Below are 16,986 nucleotides of genomic sequence, written 5' to 3' on the forward strand. Positions count from 1 at the left end.
GCGTGGGGGGCGGTCAGACGGTCTTTTTGGCACCCGCCAAGGACTACGCCCGCCGCAACAGCATGGATGCCTTTGCGAACATCCCGTCGAACGGCAAGATCGCGATGAAGTTTGAGGGCGAGGATGCCGACGACAAGCTGATCGGTGTCGAACTGCTGACGCCCGAGGACGATGTCCTGCTCGCAAGCCGCGCCGGCAAGGCAATCCGCTTCGCCGCCGATGACATCCGCGAGTTCCAAAGCCGCGCCTCCACCGGCGTGCGCGCGATGAAGCTCGCCAAGGGAGACGAGGTGATCTCGCTCTCGATCCTCAAACGCGTCGGCACCACGCCCGAGGAACGTGAAGACTATCTCCGCTTCGCCCCTTGGAAGCCGGAGAAGGAAGGCGAGCCCACGCTGTCGCCCGAACGCCTCGCCGAAATGGCGGAGCGCGAGCAGTTCATCCTCACCGTCTGCGCCAATGGCTATGGCAAATTGTCATCGGCCTATGGCTATCGCCGCACGGGCCGCGGCGGTCAGGGGATCACCAATATCGACAATATAGAACGCAACGGCCCCGTTGTGGCGAGCTTCCCCGCGACCAAGGGGGATCAGTTGATGCTGGTCACCGACCAGGCCAAACTGATTCGCATGCCTTTGGATTCGCTGCGCGTACTGGGCCGTGGGACAGCGGGTGTGCGCTTGTTCAATGTCGATGACAATGAGCATGTCGTAAGCGCGGCAAAGATTGAGGAAAGCGACGAGGGGGAAGAAGCTGCCGAAGCTTCAGGCGTAGCGGCAATGGAAGAGGACAACTGAGGCATTTTCCCTCTCCCCTTGGGAGAGAAAAAGCCTCACCCCTCCGCGAAATGTCCGCGCTTAACCAGCGTCGTCACAACACCCGTCGCGATCATCAGCACGCCGCCATAGTACAGCACCCAGATGGCAAGGCTGACCCAGCCTGCCTCGGCCAGCGCCCCTGCCCGCGCGAAGATCAGCAGGTCGGAAGCGACAAAGGCCATAGCGCCAAGGCCGACGCGGTAGCGGGGGAAGTTGCTGTTCCACGCACAGGCCGCCATTCCGGCAACGAACAGCGTATAGACCGCCGCCTGCATCCCCAGTTCCCGTTCGGCGGGCAGGTAAAAGGCGATGACGGGCGCTAGTATGAACACCGCGACCGCCAGCAATTTCTGGCTGAACACCGGCTGCACCCGCCGGTGGCGCAGGAAGAGCGCGATGGCGACGACATGGCCGATGGCAAAGGCAATAGCGCCCCAGATCATGTTGATCTCCAGCAAACCATCTCCCAGCGCCCAAAAGGCCATGACAGCAGCCAAAAGCAGAAATTCACCGCTATGATGCTTGCGCAGAGCATAGCCCGCGAGCAACCCCACGCCGCCCATCTTCCAAGCAATCGCGGCGATTTCGGGCATCTGTAACTGCCATGACAGCGGATAGGTCAGCCCGAAAAGCAAGCTGGCGAACAGCCATGGGCGTTTATGGGCGAGATCTTGGGTCATCGCTTCATCCTTTGCCGAGGCATCCGGCCAAGACAAGCGGAATCCAATCCATCATCCCATCCGCGGTCAACCCCGGCCCGGCGCGCACCCCGATATCGCCGTGCAGCCATGCGCCGATGCACGCAGCTTCGAACGCGGTATTTCCCTGCGCTAGCACGCCACAGATGAGGCCTGCCAGCACATCCCCCGAACCTGCTGTCGCCAACCAGGGCGAAGCGTGGTGGTTGATGGCCAAACGTCCGTCGGGCGCGGCCACGATAGTTTCCGGCCCTTTGAGCAACACCACCGCGCCGCTGACTTCCGCCGCCAATCGCGCTGCAGTCAACCGATCAGCTGTATCGATGGAAGGAAAGGCTCGCGCAAATTCACCTTCATGCGGGGTGAGGATGACCTGGTCGTGCAACGCTTCGAAAAGCTCGGCTGTCTTGCCTTCAAAACTTGTGATGGCATCGGCATCAAGTACCAGCGGCAAACCGCGTTGCAGCAGGCGCAGCACCCGCTCGCGCGTATGCGACGAAAGCCCTGCCCCTGGCCCAATAGCAGCAGCGCGCACCCGTTCATCAACGATCGCCAGATGCGCGTCTTCCTCACGCAGCATGATCGCCGTCACATGGGCGGCATGCTCGTGCAGTGCGTCGCGCTCGCCCACCAGCGTCACCAACCCTGCCCCGACCGCCAACGCCGCCTGCGCTGTCAATCGCGATGCGCCCGTATGCAAGACAGGCCCGCTAAATACCAGCGCACTCCCCCGCGCATATTTGTGCGTGTCGGCGGGCGGCACCAGCAGCACCGGGCGCTCGATCACCCGCTCGTCGGAAATGGTGCAGAGAAAGCTCATGCTGCAAAGCATGCCGCTTTTGCCTGTGCATCGCCACGCTTTTTTGATAGCGGCGCGGCCTATGTCTAATCATCAGGTCCATATCATCGGCGGCGGGCTCGCCGGAAGCGAAGCGGCTTGGCAGCTTGCCAAGCGCGGGGTGAAAGTGCGCTTGTCCGAAATGCGCGGAGGCGGCGATATGACGCCCGCACACCAGACCGATGGCCTTGCCGAAATGGTCTGCTCGAACAGCTTCCGTTCGGATGATGCCGACAATAACGCCGTAGGCTTATTGCATCAGGAAATGCGCAAATTGGACTCGTTGGTAATGCGCGCTGCCGAAGTGGCCAAAGTACCCGCAGGCTCCGCCCTTGCCGTCGACCGCGATGTGTTCTCGGCTGAAGTCACACGGCAGCTTTCCGAACAGCCCAACGTCGAAATTGTCCGCGAACGCGTCGATACGCTGCCAACGGATGGCCTGACGATTGTCGCAACCGGACCGCTGACTGCGCAATCGCTGGCGCAAAGCGTGCTCGCGGCCACAGGTCAGGACAGCCTCGCCTTTTTCGATGCGATCGCGCCGATCGTCTATCATGACAGCATCGACTTGGACGTCGCCTGGTACGCGTCGCGCTGGGATAAAGGCGACGGTAAGGATTATATCAACTGCCCAATGGATAAGGATCAGTATCTCGCCTTCCATCAAGGCCTGCTCGATTCTCCCAAGGCCGAGTTCAAGGAGTGGGAGACCGACACGCCCTATTTCGAAGGCTGCATGCCGATCGAAGTAATGGCCGAGCGTGGGCTCGATACGCTGCGCTTTGGCCCGATGAAACCGGTGGGGCTCGACAATCCCAAGACCGGGCGCTGGCCGCACGCGGTGGTGCAATTGCGGCAGGACAACAAGCAGGGCACTTTGTGGAACATGGTCGGTTTCCAGACCAAGATGAAACATGGCGCGCAGGTGGAATTGTTCCGCACTATCCCCGGCCTGGAGAAGGCCGAATTTGCGCGGCTGGGCGGGTTGCATCGCAACACTTTCATCCGCTCACCGATATTGCTCGACCGCCAGTTGCGGCTGAAATCTGCACCACATATCCGCTTTGCCGGGCAGATCACCGGTTGCGAAGGCTATGTCGAAAGTGCCTCCGTCGGCCTGATGGCGGGCATCATGGCGGCGAATGAACTGGCTGGCCGGGCATTTACACCGCCGCCCGAAACGACTGCCTTTGGCGCCTTGCTGCACCACATCACTGGGGACGCAGAGGCCGAAAGTTATCAGCCGATGAACATCAATTTTGGCCTATTCCCGCCGCCCGAGGGAAAGGTGCATAAAAAGGAACGCAAGGCTTTCATGACCAACCGTGCGCGCGCTGAACTGGAACGCTGGATGGCCGAGTTCGGGCTCAGCAGCGGCAGTTAGGCTTGGCTGCTTGCTTGGGACGCGTTGACAGGAATTCCTTGCGCGTCAGCAAGCTGTCGCGATTGCCATCCGCCTTGGCGAAACGCTCTCCCGTCGCCGCAGCCCATTCCTCGAACGACAGAAGATTGTTGCCGTCCCGGTCGAGTTTCTTAAAATCTTTGGTCCGGCTCGACATCATTTCGATGCGCGAAACCAGTTCGTCACGGTTTCGGTCGTATCGGTTGAAGCGCACCTCTTCGCGGCTCAGCTTCGCCGCCTTGGGCGGCTCAGGAGGCGGAGCGCCAAAGGCCGGCGCATCCTTGCCTGCGACAGGCAGTTCCAGCGGTCCAGGTTCCTCTGGCGGTGGTTGCGGGATGATCGGGTCGGCCGCTGCCCAACTCTGCCAGAACCAATATCCCAATGACGAGGTGATCAGGGCAATCCCCGCGCCAGCCAAAAGCTTCCGCATGGCTCAACACTCCGGCACCACCCTGTGTGAAGGCCCTGATTGTGCGAAATTCTATCGGTTCGTCAAGGCATGCCAGAACAGGCGTACATATTTGCCAGTTCGCCGTAACACACTGGTTTCAGCCTCGATGCCAGCTGACAGGAGCAAGAGGTTTAGAGGCTTGAGGCCCGGAACGAGCTCCAGTGGTTCAGATGGTATTTCCAACCCAAGGCTCTGCCGCGACCAAATCACGCCAGCTTTTCGGGCCTTTTCGACCGCTGGCTGGTTCACACCCACCCAATCCGTATAGTACCCGAAGATCGCATTGCCACGCATTATACAGGCCTTGTCCAGTGCGGATTGTGCATCGTCATCTACTGAAGAAACGACAATATCCCAAGCATCGAGCAATTCACACAACGCTTCTTCAAGCTTCTGCGGTGAATTTTCGAGCGTTATTCTGGCAAGAAGCGGCTCACCCTTGGGCCGTTGATCGGTGGGCTTCCCGAGTTGTTCTCTCCACCATGCATATCGCAGCTGTTTTAGTATCGATTCCTGCCCTTTGGAGGCGATCGCCATCATTCGGTTATCGAATTCCAGCAAGATAGACAGCACATTGCGTAGCTTCGATGGCGCATGGGCAACGGCCATTTGTTGCGGAGGACTGAGATGATTTTCGACTTCCATCACCTATCCCCAAACACGGATTCATGATTTGGCACAAGGCCCTCGGGTGGAGATGTTTCGCACCAAAGACGTGAAAAGGTTAACTCAAAACAGTGAAAATTACCCTGAAAACCTGTCTTTCCAATGCTTAGTATGCTGAATTTCCCTGCAAATTAACCCGTTCCTAACCCTGTTTCTTCAGAGGACGGTTACGTCCGTCAATGTAGATGGCACGATGAATCTAATTGGATTTGACAGGGGATTGTCGCAGTGAAGAAGAAACTGGAGACAAACAGTCTCGCCGGCGTGCTTTCGCGCCTGTGCAAGGACCAAGCCGGTAATACCATCGCAATTATGGCCGCTGCTGTCATCCCGGTGATCGGTCTTGTCGGCGGCAGTGTCGACATGAGCCGTATCTACCTCACACAGACACGCCTTCAGGCGGCATGCGATGCCGGTGCGCTGATGGGTCGTAAAGTCATGGCTGGCGGTGCCTGGGCGGACAATAGTGGTCGCGCCAACGCACAAGCGCTTTCCGCCTTCAATGCGAACTTCGAAAGCGGCGCATATGGTACCGAAAATATTCAAAGATCCTTTACCGAATTAGGTGGCAAAGTCTCCGGCACTGCATCGGTCGATATCCCGATGACGCTTATGAAAGTGCTTGGTCAGGAAGAGCGCACAATAAGAGTCAGCTGCAGCGCCGAAATGCGCATCCCCAATTCTGATGTGATGTTTGTGCTTGATACCACCGGGTCAATGGACGACCCGGTCAACTCCAGCCAATCGGTGTCTGCGACAAACCCGGTAAAAATCACTGAATTGCGCAAAGCGGTTAAGTGTTTCTACGAAACGCTGACACAGAAGAACATTACCGATGTCACGGCTTCTCAATGTGGCGAAACAGCTGATCCTGTTGAGTCCGCGTCGAACACGTCACAAATTCGCTTTGGATTTGTGCCCTATTCAATCAACGTCAATGTCGGCCGTCTGCTTCCGCTGGAATATATGGCGAACACCTGGTTTTATCAAACGCGGCGCGCGAACACGACCGTTGATCCCGATAACACCTACACATTGGGTACTCCTGGGACGCTTACTCAAGTTGGTTCACCTTCGACGGATCCAACCGTGGGTAGCTGGCAAAATGCAGCAAACAACGTAACGATCAGCGGAACCACCTATTTGAAAACGGTCTCAGTCAGCAAAGCTCCGCTAGACTGTAACGCAATCTCATGGCCGCCAACGCAGAATACGGGGCCGACGGTAAACGGGCCATATGAAACTTCAACCGATACACCTGCATATCCGGCCACCACCACAACGTCTTATTATGAAAAGACTGAAACGAGCGGCTCTACGGAATATCGTTACATTCCCGAAAACAGCCAGGTCAGCAAGAACAGACGGTGCTTTCTGCAACGCAAAGTCAGCTCGTCGGTGACGACCACCGAATATACGGCTTCACGTCCAGTCACCTGGATACCCAAAACCATATTCAACAACTGGACCTATGATCGCATCGAAGTTGATGTATCAGGCCTCAAAAACACCGGAACGAATAGCTACAACAGTTCGATAACGCTGCCGATTGGCGCAAGCGGTGCCAACGCGACAATCAACTGGGACGGTTGCATTCTCGAACGCCAGACGCAGAAAAATGTGACAACCTGGGATACGTCGGCAACCTCGGCACAAAAGGATATGGCCATTGACCTTATCCCCACTTCGTCCGACCCAACCACATTGTGGGGGCCTCGCTTGAAGGATGTGTTGTATTCGCGCAGCGATTCAAATGGATGGACGCTCAATCCGGTTACGACAACGTCCAACTTCAGCCGTCCGACATCGGGCACCACCACCACCGCGTGCCCCTCGCCTTCCAAGCTGCTTGAAGTTTGGGATCCGGGCGTTTTTCAGACTTACATTAACAACCTGACAACCGACGGTTACACCTTCCACGACATTGGCATGTTGTGGGGTGCCCGCCTTATGTCGCCAACCGGCATTTTCGCGGAGCACAATGCTGTCGCCAACGACAATGTGCAGCGGCACATGATTTTCATGACCGACGGCGATACCAACGCCAATCCTGATGCCCTATCGGCTTACAATGTTCCCTGGTTCGACAGGCTGCAGACCGACAATGCTCCGTCAACTTCGACTTTGAACACATTGACGGACGACCGCACGGCTGCACTGTGTACGGCGGTGAAGAATATGAACATCACATTGTGGGTCGTATCCTATGGTTCAGACGTTGCCAGCTCGACCAACGCACGTCTGCAGGCCTGCGCGTCGCCGGGTAAGTTCTTCCAGTATCAACCGGGCGTCAGCCTGACGACCCAGTTTAAACAGATCGCGGGACAAATCGCTGCCCTGCGCCTGACAACCTGAGGATGGTTGCGATGAAGAAATTCGAACTGCAAAAGCTGCTGCGCGACCAATCCGCTGTTTCGGTAACCGAATTCGGATTGATAGCCCCTGCCGTCGTTACAATGCTCTTGGGTACTATGGATGTCGGCCATACCTTGTATATGCGCACCGTTATCGACGGCGCCATTCAGGAAGTGGCGCGCGACTCCTCGCTTGAGGATGGCGGTATTTTGGCAAAGCAGGAAGCCATCGATGCGCGCATCAAAAACCAGATCCAAAAACTGAACAATAGCATCGATCCCGACGAAGGGATCGTTATCAAACGTCGCTATTATCGCAATTTCTCCAATGCGTTTAACGCTGATGAGGAAGAGTATACCGATACCAATGACAATGGCGTCTGCGACAATGGCGAACCTTATGTCGATGCCAACTTAAACGAAACCTGGGACTCGGATGGTGGTGACGAAGGTCAGGGTGGCGCAAAAGACGTTTCAATTGTTACCGTGACAGTGACTTATGACCGCCTGTTCCCCTTGGCCTCATTGATCGGCCTGCCAGAACAAATCACCATTGCCGCGAACACGGTTTTGGCGAACCAGCCTTATGCGGAACAAGCCGCTTATGCGGCCCCACAAACGAGAAACTGCGATGACTGACATCATGAAAAGACATCGGAATATCCGTACTTTTGCAACGGATTTGCGCAAAGACCGGAGCGGGCTTGCTCTTGTCGAGTTCGCCGTATCGCTTCCGTTCTTTATGGGCCTCGCCGTTGCCGGTATCGAAACGGCAAACTATGCAGCGACCACAATGCAGGTAAACCAGATTGTGGTTCACGTGGCTGATAACGCCGCGCGCATGGGGGCCAATAGCCTCTTGTCGGCGAAGCGCGTGTCCGAAATAGATATCAACGACGTTTTCACGGGCGCCCGACATGAAGGTCGCGGTCTGACTTTAGATGGCTTTCACCCCTATCTAGATCCGGGCACCAATCAGGTCGTTTCGCGCGGAAATGCACGCATATTTCTTTCCAGCGTGGAGCCCGTAAACAACCCAAATCCGAGCAACAAATTCCGTATTCGGTGGCAACGTTGTTCTGGTCCCGGAACTCATTATGAGCCGCTTTATGGCAAGCCGGGAACCCATGGGAATGTCGATGGCATCGGGCCGGCAGGCCGCCAAGTGACAGCTCCTGAATATGGCGCCGTTATGTTTGCCGAAATACACTATCACTTCCGGCCAATGCTCGACATTGGCTTCTCCAATCTGGTGGAGAAGGAAATTGTGGCCACTTCAGCAATGATCGTTCGTGACTCACGCGATTTCACGCAAATCTACAATGCCGAAGGCGTCACTGCGTCAACTTGCAGTTGATGGCGTTTGCCGAATTAGCGGCCAAATAATTTCCTGACGCCACCGACAATTTTGTCGGCGTTGATCAAAGTCGCGCGCTCCAGATTGGCTGCATAGGGCATCGGCACATCTTCGTTTGCGATGCGCAAGACAGGGGCGTCGAGATCATCGAAACCTTCTTCCATGCAAATGGCAGAAATCTCGCTGCCGACAGAGCAGGTTGCCCAGCCCTCCTCTGCAATGACAAGGCGATTGGTTTTGGCTAAGCTCGTCAGCACCGTAGCCTTATCCAGCGGACGGATGGTGCGCAGGTCGATGACTTCGGCATCAATCCCCTCACCCGCCAGCTTTTCGGCAGCATCCAGTGCAAAGCCGACACCAATCGAATAGGATACAATAGTGACGTCCTTGCCTTCTCGCACGATGCGGGCCTTGCCGATCGGCAGGACGAAATCATCGACAGCCGGCACTTCAAAGCTGCGACCGTACATCAGCTCGTTTTCGAGGAAGACAACCGGCTCTTCGCAGCGAATTGCGGCTTTCAACAAGCCCTTCGCGTCCGCCGCGTCGTAAGGCGAAATCACGATCAGGCCGGGAACGCTGGCATACCAAGGGGCGTAATTCTGGCTATGCTGTGCACCGACGCGCGCCGCAGCGCCATTGGGACCGCGGAAGACGATCGGGCAACGCATCTGGCCACCTGACATGTAATTGGTCTTCGCTGCCGAATTGATGATGTGGTCAATCGCCTGCATGGCAAAGTTGAAGGTCATGAATTCAACTATCGGACGCAAGCCGCCCATAGCCGCCCCGGTTCCGATCCCGGCAAAGCCATATTCAGTGATCGGCGTATCTATAACGCGGCGTGGTCCAAACTCTTCAAGCAGACCTTGAGTGACTTTGTAAGCACCCTGATATTCGGCGACTTCCTCACCCATTACGAAGATGCGGTCATCGGCGCGCATTTCCTCTGCCATCGCATCGCGCAGCGCTTCGCGCACAGTAACAGTCGCCATCGCCGTGCCCGCGGGAACGGAGGGTTCGGCTACAATTTTGGGTGCAGCGGCAACGGGCTTTGGCGTTTCGACAACAGCAGTTGCAACGGGTTCGGCTTTTGCATCTGGTGCAGGCGAAGCAGCTTCATCGTCGCCTGATATGAGCGCGATCACTGTGCCGACCTTCACGCCATCGGTGCCTTCGGCCACCAGGATCTGTGAAACGGTGCCTTCGTCAACCGCCTCAAATTCCATGGTCGCCTTGTCGGTCTCGATTTCGGCAAGGATGTCGCCAGATGACACGCTGTCGCCTTCTTTCACCAGCCATTTCGCCAGCGTGCCCTCTTCCATGGTGGGCGACAAAGCGGGCATTTTGAGCTCGATTGCCATCAGTAAGTCTCCACCAGAACGTCAGTATAGAGTTCGGAAAGTTCCGGTTCAGGCGCCTGCTCGGCAAATTCGGCAGACGCATTCACGATAGCGCGGATTTCCTTTTCGATGGCTTTCAACTCGTCTTCGACCACACCCATTGCGAGCAAATCTTCCTTGCAGCCATCGATCGGATCGGATTTCTCGCGTACCGACTGCACTTCTTCGCGGCTGCGATATTTGGCGGGATCGGACATTGAGTGGCCGCGATAGCGATAGGTTTTCATTTCGAGCAGGATCGGACCTTTGCCGCTGCGCACCCAATCGAGCGCAACTTCGGCCGCCCCGCGCACAGCAAGCACATCCATGCCGTCGACTTGCAGTCCGGGAATGCGGAAACTCTCACCACGGCGATAGAGCTGATCTTCGGCCGACGCGCGGTTGACGCTGGTTCCCATCGCATATTGGTTATTCTCGATCACGAAAATGATCGGCAGTTTCCAGAGCTCCGCCATGTTGAAGCTCTCGTAAACCTGTCCCTGGTTCGCTGCACCGTCACCGAAATAGGCAAGGCACACGCCGCCATCATTGTTATATTTGTGGGCGAAAGCGAGACCCGCACCTAGCGAGACCTGCGCGCCGACAATGCCATGGCCGCCATAGAATTTATGCTCGGTCGAAAACATGTGCATCGACCCGCCCTTGCCGCGCGAAATACCGGCAGCACGGCCCGTCAATTCGGCCATGATGACGTTGGGGTCGATCCCGTAAGCCAGCATATGGCCATGGTCGCGATAGCCGGTAATCACGCTGTCCTTGCCCGGCGTCAGAGCCGACTGCAGGCCGATGGCAACCGCTTCCTGTCCGATGTACAGGTGGCAAAACCCGCCAATAAGTCCAAGACCATACAGCTGCCCCGCCTTTTCCTCGAAACGACGGATCAAAAGCATCTGCCTGTAGAATTCGAGCAGTTCTTCCTTGGTCGCTTTGTAAGGCACCGGTGTTGCCGGACGTTCTCGGTTCGCAATCGCGTCGGTCGAAACCGAAGCGGCTTTCGCCTTACTCGGCTTGCTAGCTGGGGATTTTGCCAATGCGTCGTCCTCTCACGGGCTTCTGGTTTGACGTTAGGGAAAGCGCCTAGTCAATCGCGTCAACAGATGGAAGTGTCTTTATGCGACACAACCACATGACATAGCTATTCATTATCCTTTAGCGGGATAACAATTTCATCGGGCGCTACGACGTTGAGCTCCTTGCGCATCAGTTCGCCGGCCAGATCGGGATCAACATTGTCGCGATCGAGCAGCCGCTGGCGGTTGCGCAACGCGTCACGTTCCTGTTCCAGTTTCGCCAACTCTTGGCTGCGTTCGTTGATCGCTTGCCGATATTCGGCCCATGCGAGGATCCCCGTTGGCCCAAGCAGCGCATAGGCCGCAATCAGCAGCAATGCCACCAGCGCAGCGGCCGTGACCAGCTTTGCCCGGAATTCTTCTGGATTCGTCTTGCGCTTTGCCTTGGCCATAAGGGTCTATACCATCATGGCGTCAGACGGCGCAATCACCGGAAGGTGGAACGCCCAGCGTAAATTGCGCTCGAGCCCAGTTCCTCCTCGATGCGGATGAGCTGGTTATATTTGGCAAGGCGATCCGAGCGGGCAAGGCTACCGGTTTTGATCTGCCCGCAATTGGTGGCAACCGCGAGGTCCGCAATCGTCGAGTCCTCAGTTTCGCCCGAACGGTGCGACATGACAGCGGTGTAAGAAGCGCGCTGAGCCATCGAGACTGCTGCCAGCGTTTCCGACAATGTACCAATCTGGTTGACCTTAACGAGAAGCGAGTTGGCGAGGCCTTTTTCGATACCCATGGCCAGACGCTTCGGGTTGGTAACGAAAAGGTCGTCTCCGACCAGTTGTACCTTGTTGCCGATCATATCGGTCACGGCCTTCCAGCCTTCAAAATCATCCTCAGCCATGCCGTCTTCGATCGACTTGATCGGATAATCAGCACACAAATCGGCCAAATATTGCGCCATGGTGTGCGGATCGAGCGAGAGCCCCTCTCCGCTGATTTCATACTTGCCGTTTTTGAAGAACTCGGTTGCGGCACAATCGAGAGCGAGCACGACATCATCGCCTGCTTTGAACCCGGCCTTTTCAATCGAGGCCATGATGAAATCGAGCGCCGCGCGGGTCGAAGAAAGGTTAGGAGCAAAGCCGCCTTCATCGCCAACCGCTGTCGCCAGGCCTTTTTCGTGCAGGCCTTTTTTGAGCGTGTGGAAAATTTCCGAACCCCATCGCACTGCCTCGGCAAGGCTGTCAGCGCCAACCGGCATGATCATGAATTCCTGGAAGTCGATCGGGTTGTCGGCATGTTCTCCGCCATTGATGATGTTCATCATCGGAACTGGCAGCACCTTGGCGTTGACCCCGCCAACATAGCGATAGAGCGGCAAGCCTCGAGCGTCGGCAGCTGCCTTGGCAACAGCGAGGCTGACGCCGAGGATGGCATTGGCACCAAGGCGCGACTTGTTTTCCGTTCCGTCGAGCGCGATCATCGCGGCGTCGATGTCTTCCTGATCTTCGGCCTCGAAATCTGTCAAAAGTGGTTCGATTTCGTTGATGACAGCCTCGACCGCGTGTTGGACGCCTTTGCCCATATAGCGGCTCTTGTCGCCATCCCGCTTTTCGACCGCCTCATGCGCTCCGGTCGACGCGCCCGAAGGAACCGCTGCCCGGCCAAAACTGCCATCTTCAAGCAGAACATCGACTTCGACGGTAGGGTTGCCGCGGCTATCGAGGATTTCGCGGGCGTGGATGTTGATGATGGCGGTCATTTCGGGCTCCCGGGAGGATGGTTCGCCGCGCCCTTAATCGCTATTTCCAATGCTGGCAATCGGCGGGGGGTTTTAGGAAGGCGGAATATGAATGCATCGTCAGACATGCAAAATGATGCTGTCCTAGTTGACTAAAGCACCTGCAATACCAATATGCAGTGAAATGGTCCCGCAAAGGAGGATTGAAATGGCAACTCCCAAGAAACCCGCTACCGCAGCGAAAAAGCCTGCTGCGAAGCCCAAGGCTGCTGCAGCCAAGTCGGCAAAACCCAAAGCTGCTGCCACCAAAACAGCGGTAGCAAAGGCCAAGCCGAATCCCGGCAAGGTCGAGACAGAGGTCAAAACCAAGATGAAAACCGAATTTGCAAACATGAAGGACAAGGCCGCCGGTCGCGCCCGCGAAGCCGCCGAAAGCGGCAAAGATAAAGCAAGCGAGGCTCTCGAAGGCTTTGGCAAGATCCTGCGCGACAGCGCGGAGCAAATCGACGAAAAGGTCGGCGCGCAATATGGCGATTACGCTCGCAAGGCCGCCGATGCTGTGGACGATCTTGCCGGCAAAATGGATGCCAAGCAGGTCGACGATATTCTTGAAGACACGCGACAGTTCATCCGCAAGAGCCCCGGCGCGGCTATCGGAGCTGCGGCCGCAATAGGCTTTGTATTGGCACGCCTCGTACGTTCAGGTCGCGACTGAAGCCGAAACGGCTTCAATAAAGCGGTTTGCCCTATTAAAGGCGGGGGAGTGATGGATAAAGACACCTCTCCCGCCAGCGACACCGAAGTCGCCCCGCCCTCGCCCACAGAACAGGTCCGAACACTGGTGGCTGATGTTCGTGCGCTGGCGGGAGCCGAAATCGAATATGCCAAGGCGCGGCTAAGCTACAGCGGCGGGATCATACGAAAGGCCGGAATTCTGGCTTTTCTGGCTATCTTCTTCCTGTCTGGCGCGATTATTGCGCTTATACTCGGACTTTTGCTGATCCTGAACCATTATGTCGGCCCTTGGTGGGCGACTGCTATTGTGGTCGTTGGCTTTACGCTCGCTGCGTGGGGCGCCGGTTCGGCCGCACGTCGTACCGCCAACAATCTGAAGTTCGATGAAGGCGACGATCATGGCTGATGCCGAGCGCGAAGCGATCCTGGAGCGCGATCGGGCGCGCAAGCTTTTGCGACAGACGCTGCTGTCTGATGTCGAGCAAGCAAAGCATGATCTGCACCCTCGTACAATTTCCACGCGTTGGGCCGACAAACAGAAAACGCGATTGATCGCTGCTAGTTCGTCCGCAAAGCAAAATGTTGCAAAAAATGCACCGCTTATCGGGTTTGTCGCTGCGGCCGGGTTGCTATTTGCCGCGCGTAAACCCATTTCGAACTGGATACAGCGGTTCCGCAACCGCGGACAGCATGAAGAAGGCGATGACTGATGAGCAAGCTTGGCGATAATCTGAAAACCGCAACCGATACCGCCCGCGAAAGTATTGCGCATGCAGGTGAAAAAGCACGCGAAGCCAGCGCGGCTGCGAAACGTTCCGCTGCAGCTGCAGCCGAAAAGAGTAAGGCTGCAGCCTCGCGCAGCGTAGAAAGCTCGAAACAGCTGGCGAAGAAGGCGAGCAAAGCCTCCAGCGATGGCATCGATAAGAATCCGCTCGCAATCGTCGCAGGCGGCATTGCCCTCGGTGCGATCATCGGAATGCTGCTTCCCAAGACGCAACGCGAAAAGAAAGTGCTCGGCAAGGCTGGCAAAGTCATCAACGAAACAGCCAAGCGTGCGGCCAATGCGGCAAAAGATGCCGGCAAGGCGAAAGTAGCCGAGGTCGGACTCGGCAGCGATGCCATTCGTGACCAGTTCCGCGATCTGGTCAGCAAGGCGAGCGACGCCGTCAAAGCCGCCGGTCAGGCTGCTGCCAACGAAGCCCGTAAACGCGACTAATTCGCTCTAGCCTTTCCTTGCCGAACTCGCTAAGGGCGCCGCCAAGCCGTAACGGCACCCTCTCTCAGGCAAGGAAAATGGCAATGGCTCAGGCCAAGTTGCATCTGGTATTCGGTGGTCGCGTCAAGGACCCGCAAACGCTCGATTTCTGTGAACTCGACAAGCTTGATATCGTCGGCATTTTTGCTGACTATGCCGAGGCTGAAGAAGCCTGGCGCGGTGCCGCGCAGCGCACGGTCGATGACGCCGAAATGAAATATGTCGTCGTGCATCTGCACAAGCTGCTTGAGCCTGAGCAATAAACCTCATCTGATTAACCACCGTAGTGCTGAGCCTGTCGAAGCACGCCTCTACGGGCGGCGCGCCGCTGATACACGCCCTTCGACAAGCTCAGGGCTACGGTACACTTTTTAGGCGTTGCGGTAACGCCAGTTCAACAGCGGCCAAGTCAGCGCAAGTCCGGCGACAAATCCGCCAATATGCGCCCATATTGCGATGTTCACGCCTATTCCGGGGCCGACAAATCCCAGCATCAGGTTAAAGGCAACCCATGCGATGAGCAATTGCACTGCGTGGACAACCTTGCCTGAAACTCGCCCCCAATCCTTGGGGCGGTTGCGCGGGAACAGTTGCATATGCGCTGCAAATAAAGCCGAAATGGCCCCGCTAGCACCAACTACGGGAACCACCGATTGCGGGTCGATGGCAAATTGCGCAGCGGCCGAAGCGATAATCCCCGCGCCGAAGAGCAGGGCATAGCTCTTGCTTCCCAGCACCCGCTCGAGGTTTGCACCCACCATCAATAGCATCAGCATATTGAGCGCGACGTGCAATATGCCACCATGCAAAAAGGCTGAACTCAGCGGGGTCAGCCAGACGGGAAGCATATAGCCGACATCGCCAAACACGCCGTCACCCAGCGAGAAACGTGCAGGAATTAAGGCACCGGCTACAGTCACCGGTGCATATAACCCCGGGACCAGCATCAGCACTGCAATCGCGATGTTAATCGCGGCAATTGTCTTGGTTACGGGTCCGGCGGCTACATGCATCGCCTATCCCTGCCAGAAGTTGGCGATCAAATGAACTCGATCTTCTGGACGAGATAATATTTGTCGCCCGACGGCACGGTTACCTCAACCTCGTCGTCAACCTGGCGGCCGATCAGTGCACGACCGAGCGGCGAGTTGTAGCTGATACGGCCAACCTTGGCGTCTGCTTCGGCTTCGCCCACAACCTGATAGCGCACCGGCTTGTCATCTTCGTCAAGCAGAGTGACAGTCGCGCCAAATACGATCTTGTCACCCGAAAGCGTTGTCGGATCAATGATCTGCGCACGGCTGATCTTGTCTTCGATATCTGAAATCGAGGCTTCAACCTGGCCCTGTCGTTCCTTCGCTGCGTGATATTCGGCATTTTCCGAAAGGTCGCCATGGGCGCGGGCTTCTTCGATAGCGTCGATGATGGTCGGGCGCTCTTCGCGCAGCCGTTTGAGGTCAGCAGTCAGCTTTTCAAAGCCCTCAGCCAACATCGGCATTTTGTCCATCGTCGCCATGCTACTCGTCTTCCTTCAGTCAAAAACTCTCTCGGGGCCGGAGGGCCAGCCCGCAAATTTTCAGCAATATGGGGAGTGCTGTTATCGCTTATGATAGTCCTGAAGCGTGCAAACTTCAAGTTTTCTCGCTTTCAGGGCTTCGATGGCTTGCGCAGCGGCGAGTGATGCACTGGCGGTTGTAAAGTAACTCACCTTGTTCACCAGCGCCGAACGGCGGATGTCTTCGCTATCCTTGAGCGACTGCCAACCCTCGGTGGTATTGAAAACAAGTGCAATTTCGCCGTCGATGATCTTGTCGACAATATGCGGGCGGCCCTGCGCCACCTTGTTGACGCGTTCGACTTCAATGCCCTGCCCTTGCAGATAATCGGCGGTACCGCCGGTAGCGCAAGCTGTGAAGCCCATCTCAAGCAATTTGGTGATGGCAGGCACGATATGCGGCTTGTCGCTGTCTTTAACCGAAACAAACAGCTTGCCTGATTGAGGCAATTTCATGCCCGCGCCAAGCTGTGCCTTGGCGAATGCGGTGGCGAAATCCTTGTCGATTCCCATCACCTCACCCGTCGATTTCATTTCCGGAGAAAGCACCGGGTCGACACCGGGGAAGCGGTTGAACGGGAAGACGGCCTCCTTGACCGCAATATAATCGATATCGAGGTTGATTTCTGGAAGATCCTCGAGTTTTTCGCCAGCCATCACCCGCGCGGCAACCTTAGCCCACGGAACTCCGGTAACTTTAGAA

The 16,986-nt window shown here is 56.7% G+C and carries 20 protein-coding genes and 1 pseudogene; 10 read left to right on the top strand and 11 right to left on the bottom strand.

Going from position 1 to position 16,986, the window contains the following annotated elements:
* Positions 1–797: DNA gyrase C-terminal beta-propeller domain-containing protein (locus Q0239_RS13550; protein ID WP_298603744.1), on the top strand; the 797-nt coding region annotated here is incomplete at its 5' end.
* A 35-nt stretch (positions 798–832) separates the two neighbouring features.
* On the opposite strand, the gene Q0239_RS13555 is transcribed toward Q0239_RS13550, so the two are convergent.
* Positions 833–1,498, bottom strand: coding sequence for a lysoplasmalogenase family protein (locus Q0239_RS13555; RefSeq protein WP_298603746.1), 666 nt, complete (start codon positions 1,496–1,498; stop codon positions 833–835).
* 4 nt (positions 1,499–1,502) lie between these two features.
* Positions 1,503–2,336, bottom strand: a complete 834-nt coding sequence (locus tag Q0239_RS13560; protein ID WP_298603748.1) for an NAD(P)H-hydrate dehydratase — start codon at positions 2,334–2,336, stop codon at positions 1,503–1,505.
* Positions 2,337–2,397: 61 nt separating this feature from the next.
* Here Q0239_RS13560 and trmFO point away from each other — a divergent pair, with 61 nt between their 5' ends.
* Positions 2,398–3,738, top strand: coding sequence for a methylenetetrahydrofolate--tRNA-(uracil(54)-C(5))-methyltransferase (FADH(2)-oxidizing) TrmFO (gene trmFO / locus Q0239_RS13565; RefSeq protein ID WP_298603750.1), 1,341 nt, complete (start codon positions 2,398–2,400; stop codon positions 3,736–3,738).
* Here the strand turns inward: trmFO and Q0239_RS13570 are convergent.
* Positions 3,722–4,186, bottom strand: a complete 465-nt coding sequence (locus tag Q0239_RS13570) for a hypothetical protein (protein WP_298603752.1) — start codon at positions 4,184–4,186, stop codon at positions 3,722–3,724. The two genes, trmFO and Q0239_RS13570, sit on opposite strands and share 17 nt — an antisense overlap.
* A gap of 51 nt (positions 4,187–4,237) precedes the next feature.
* Positions 4,238–4,852: a hypothetical protein gene (locus tag Q0239_RS13575; protein WP_298603754.1), complete on the bottom strand. Its 615-nt coding sequence runs from the start codon at positions 4,850–4,852 to the stop codon at positions 4,238–4,240.
* Positions 4,853–5,101: 249 nt separating this feature from the next.
* On the opposite strand from Q0239_RS13575, the gene Q0239_RS13580 reads away from it, so the two are divergent.
* Genes Q0239_RS13580 through Q0239_RS13590 form a run of 3 tightly spaced genes read left to right on the top strand, consistent with a single transcriptional unit; the run spans position 5,102 to position 8,584 of the window.
* Complete coding sequence (locus tag Q0239_RS13580; protein WP_298603756.1) at positions 5,102–7,228, top strand: Tad domain-containing protein; 2,127 nt, start codon at positions 5,102–5,104, stop codon at positions 7,226–7,228.
* An 11-nt stretch (positions 7,229–7,239) separates the two neighbouring features.
* Complete coding sequence (locus tag Q0239_RS13585; protein ID WP_298603758.1) at positions 7,240–7,866, top strand: TadE/TadG family type IV pilus assembly protein; 627 nt, start codon at positions 7,240–7,242, stop codon at positions 7,864–7,866.
* Positions 7,867–7,870: 4 nt separating this feature from the next.
* The gene (locus Q0239_RS13590; protein WP_298603760.1) at positions 7,871–8,584 is read left to right on the top strand and encodes a TadE/TadG family type IV pilus assembly protein; all 714 of its coding nucleotides are present in this window, start codon (positions 7,871–7,873) and stop codon (positions 8,582–8,584) included.
* 14 nt (positions 8,585–8,598) lie between these two features.
* On the opposite strand, the gene Q0239_RS13595 is transcribed toward Q0239_RS13590, so the two are convergent.
* The 4 genes from Q0239_RS13595 to eno form a co-directional block, all read right to left on the bottom strand.
* Positions 8,599–9,948 (bottom strand): pyruvate dehydrogenase complex E1 component subunit beta, encoded by a 1,350-nt coding sequence (locus Q0239_RS13595; RefSeq protein ID WP_298603762.1) that lies wholly within the window; start codon positions 9,946–9,948, stop codon positions 8,599–8,601.
* A complete protein-coding gene (pdhA, locus tag Q0239_RS13600; protein ID WP_298603764.1) occupies positions 9,948–11,018 on the bottom strand; it encodes a pyruvate dehydrogenase (acetyl-transferring) E1 component subunit alpha in 1,071 nt (356 codons plus the stop codon). The genes Q0239_RS13595 and pdhA overlap by 1 nt, the downstream gene beginning before the upstream one ends.
* A gap of 104 nt (positions 11,019–11,122) precedes the next feature.
* Entirely contained in the window at positions 11,123–11,449 is a 327-nt protein-coding gene (locus Q0239_RS13605) for a septum formation initiator family protein (RefSeq protein WP_298603766.1), read from the bottom strand.
* Positions 11,450–11,484: 35 nt separating this feature from the next.
* Entirely contained in the window at positions 11,485–12,759 is a 1,275-nt protein-coding gene (gene eno / locus Q0239_RS13610) for a phosphopyruvate hydratase (protein ID WP_298603768.1), read from the bottom strand.
* 187 nt (positions 12,760–12,946) lie between these two features.
* Between eno and Q0239_RS13615 the strand changes: the two genes are divergently transcribed.
* The 5 genes from Q0239_RS13615 (at position 12,947) to Q0239_RS13635 (ending at position 14,991) form a co-directional block, all read left to right on the top strand.
* Positions 12,947–13,453 carry a hypothetical protein gene (locus Q0239_RS13615; RefSeq protein WP_298603770.1) on the top strand — a complete coding sequence of 169 codons (507 nt, stop codon included), beginning with the start codon at positions 12,947–12,949 and terminating at the stop codon, positions 13,451–13,453.
* A 51-nt stretch (positions 13,454–13,504) separates the two neighbouring features.
* A complete protein-coding gene (locus tag Q0239_RS13620) occupies positions 13,505–13,879 on the top strand; it encodes a phage holin family protein (RefSeq protein WP_298603772.1) in 375 nt (124 codons plus the stop codon).
* Positions 13,872–14,183 carry a hypothetical protein gene (locus tag Q0239_RS13625; RefSeq protein ID WP_298603774.1) on the top strand — a complete coding sequence of 104 codons (312 nt, stop codon included), beginning with the start codon at positions 13,872–13,874 and terminating at the stop codon, positions 14,181–14,183. Before Q0239_RS13620 ends, Q0239_RS13625 begins: the two co-directional genes overlap by 8 nt.
* The gene (locus Q0239_RS13630; RefSeq protein ID WP_298603776.1) at positions 14,183–14,689 is read left to right on the top strand and encodes a hypothetical protein; all 507 of its coding nucleotides are present in this window, start codon (positions 14,183–14,185) and stop codon (positions 14,687–14,689) included. Before Q0239_RS13625 ends, Q0239_RS13630 begins: the two co-directional genes overlap by 1 nt.
* 83 nt (positions 14,690–14,772) lie before the next feature.
* The gene (locus tag Q0239_RS13635; RefSeq protein ID WP_298603778.1) at positions 14,773–14,991 is read left to right on the top strand and encodes a DUF4170 domain-containing protein; all 219 of its coding nucleotides are present in this window, start codon (positions 14,773–14,775) and stop codon (positions 14,989–14,991) included.
* A gap of 108 nt (positions 14,992–15,099) precedes the next feature.
* Here the strand turns inward: Q0239_RS13635 and Q0239_RS13640 are convergent, their stop codons facing one another.
* From Q0239_RS13640 to Q0239_RS13650, 3 genes and pseudogenes are all read right to left on the bottom strand, one after another.
* Positions 15,100–15,741, bottom strand: a complete 642-nt coding sequence (locus Q0239_RS13640; protein ID WP_298603780.1) for a rhomboid family intramembrane serine protease — start codon at positions 15,739–15,741, stop codon at positions 15,100–15,102.
* A gap of 26 nt (positions 15,742–15,767) precedes the next feature.
* Positions 15,768–16,244, bottom strand: coding sequence for a transcription elongation factor GreA (gene greA / locus Q0239_RS13645; protein WP_298603782.1), 477 nt, complete (start codon positions 16,242–16,244; stop codon positions 15,768–15,770).
* An 81-nt stretch (positions 16,245–16,325) separates the two neighbouring features.
* Positions 16,326–16,986 (bottom strand): annotated as a pseudogene (locus Q0239_RS13650) (carbamoyl phosphate synthase large subunit); the annotation flags it as partial.

The organism is uncultured Sphingorhabdus sp. (genome assembly GCF_937872355.1).
Taxonomy (GTDB): domain Bacteria; phylum Pseudomonadota; class Alphaproteobacteria; order Sphingomonadales; family Sphingomonadaceae; genus Sphingorhabdus_B.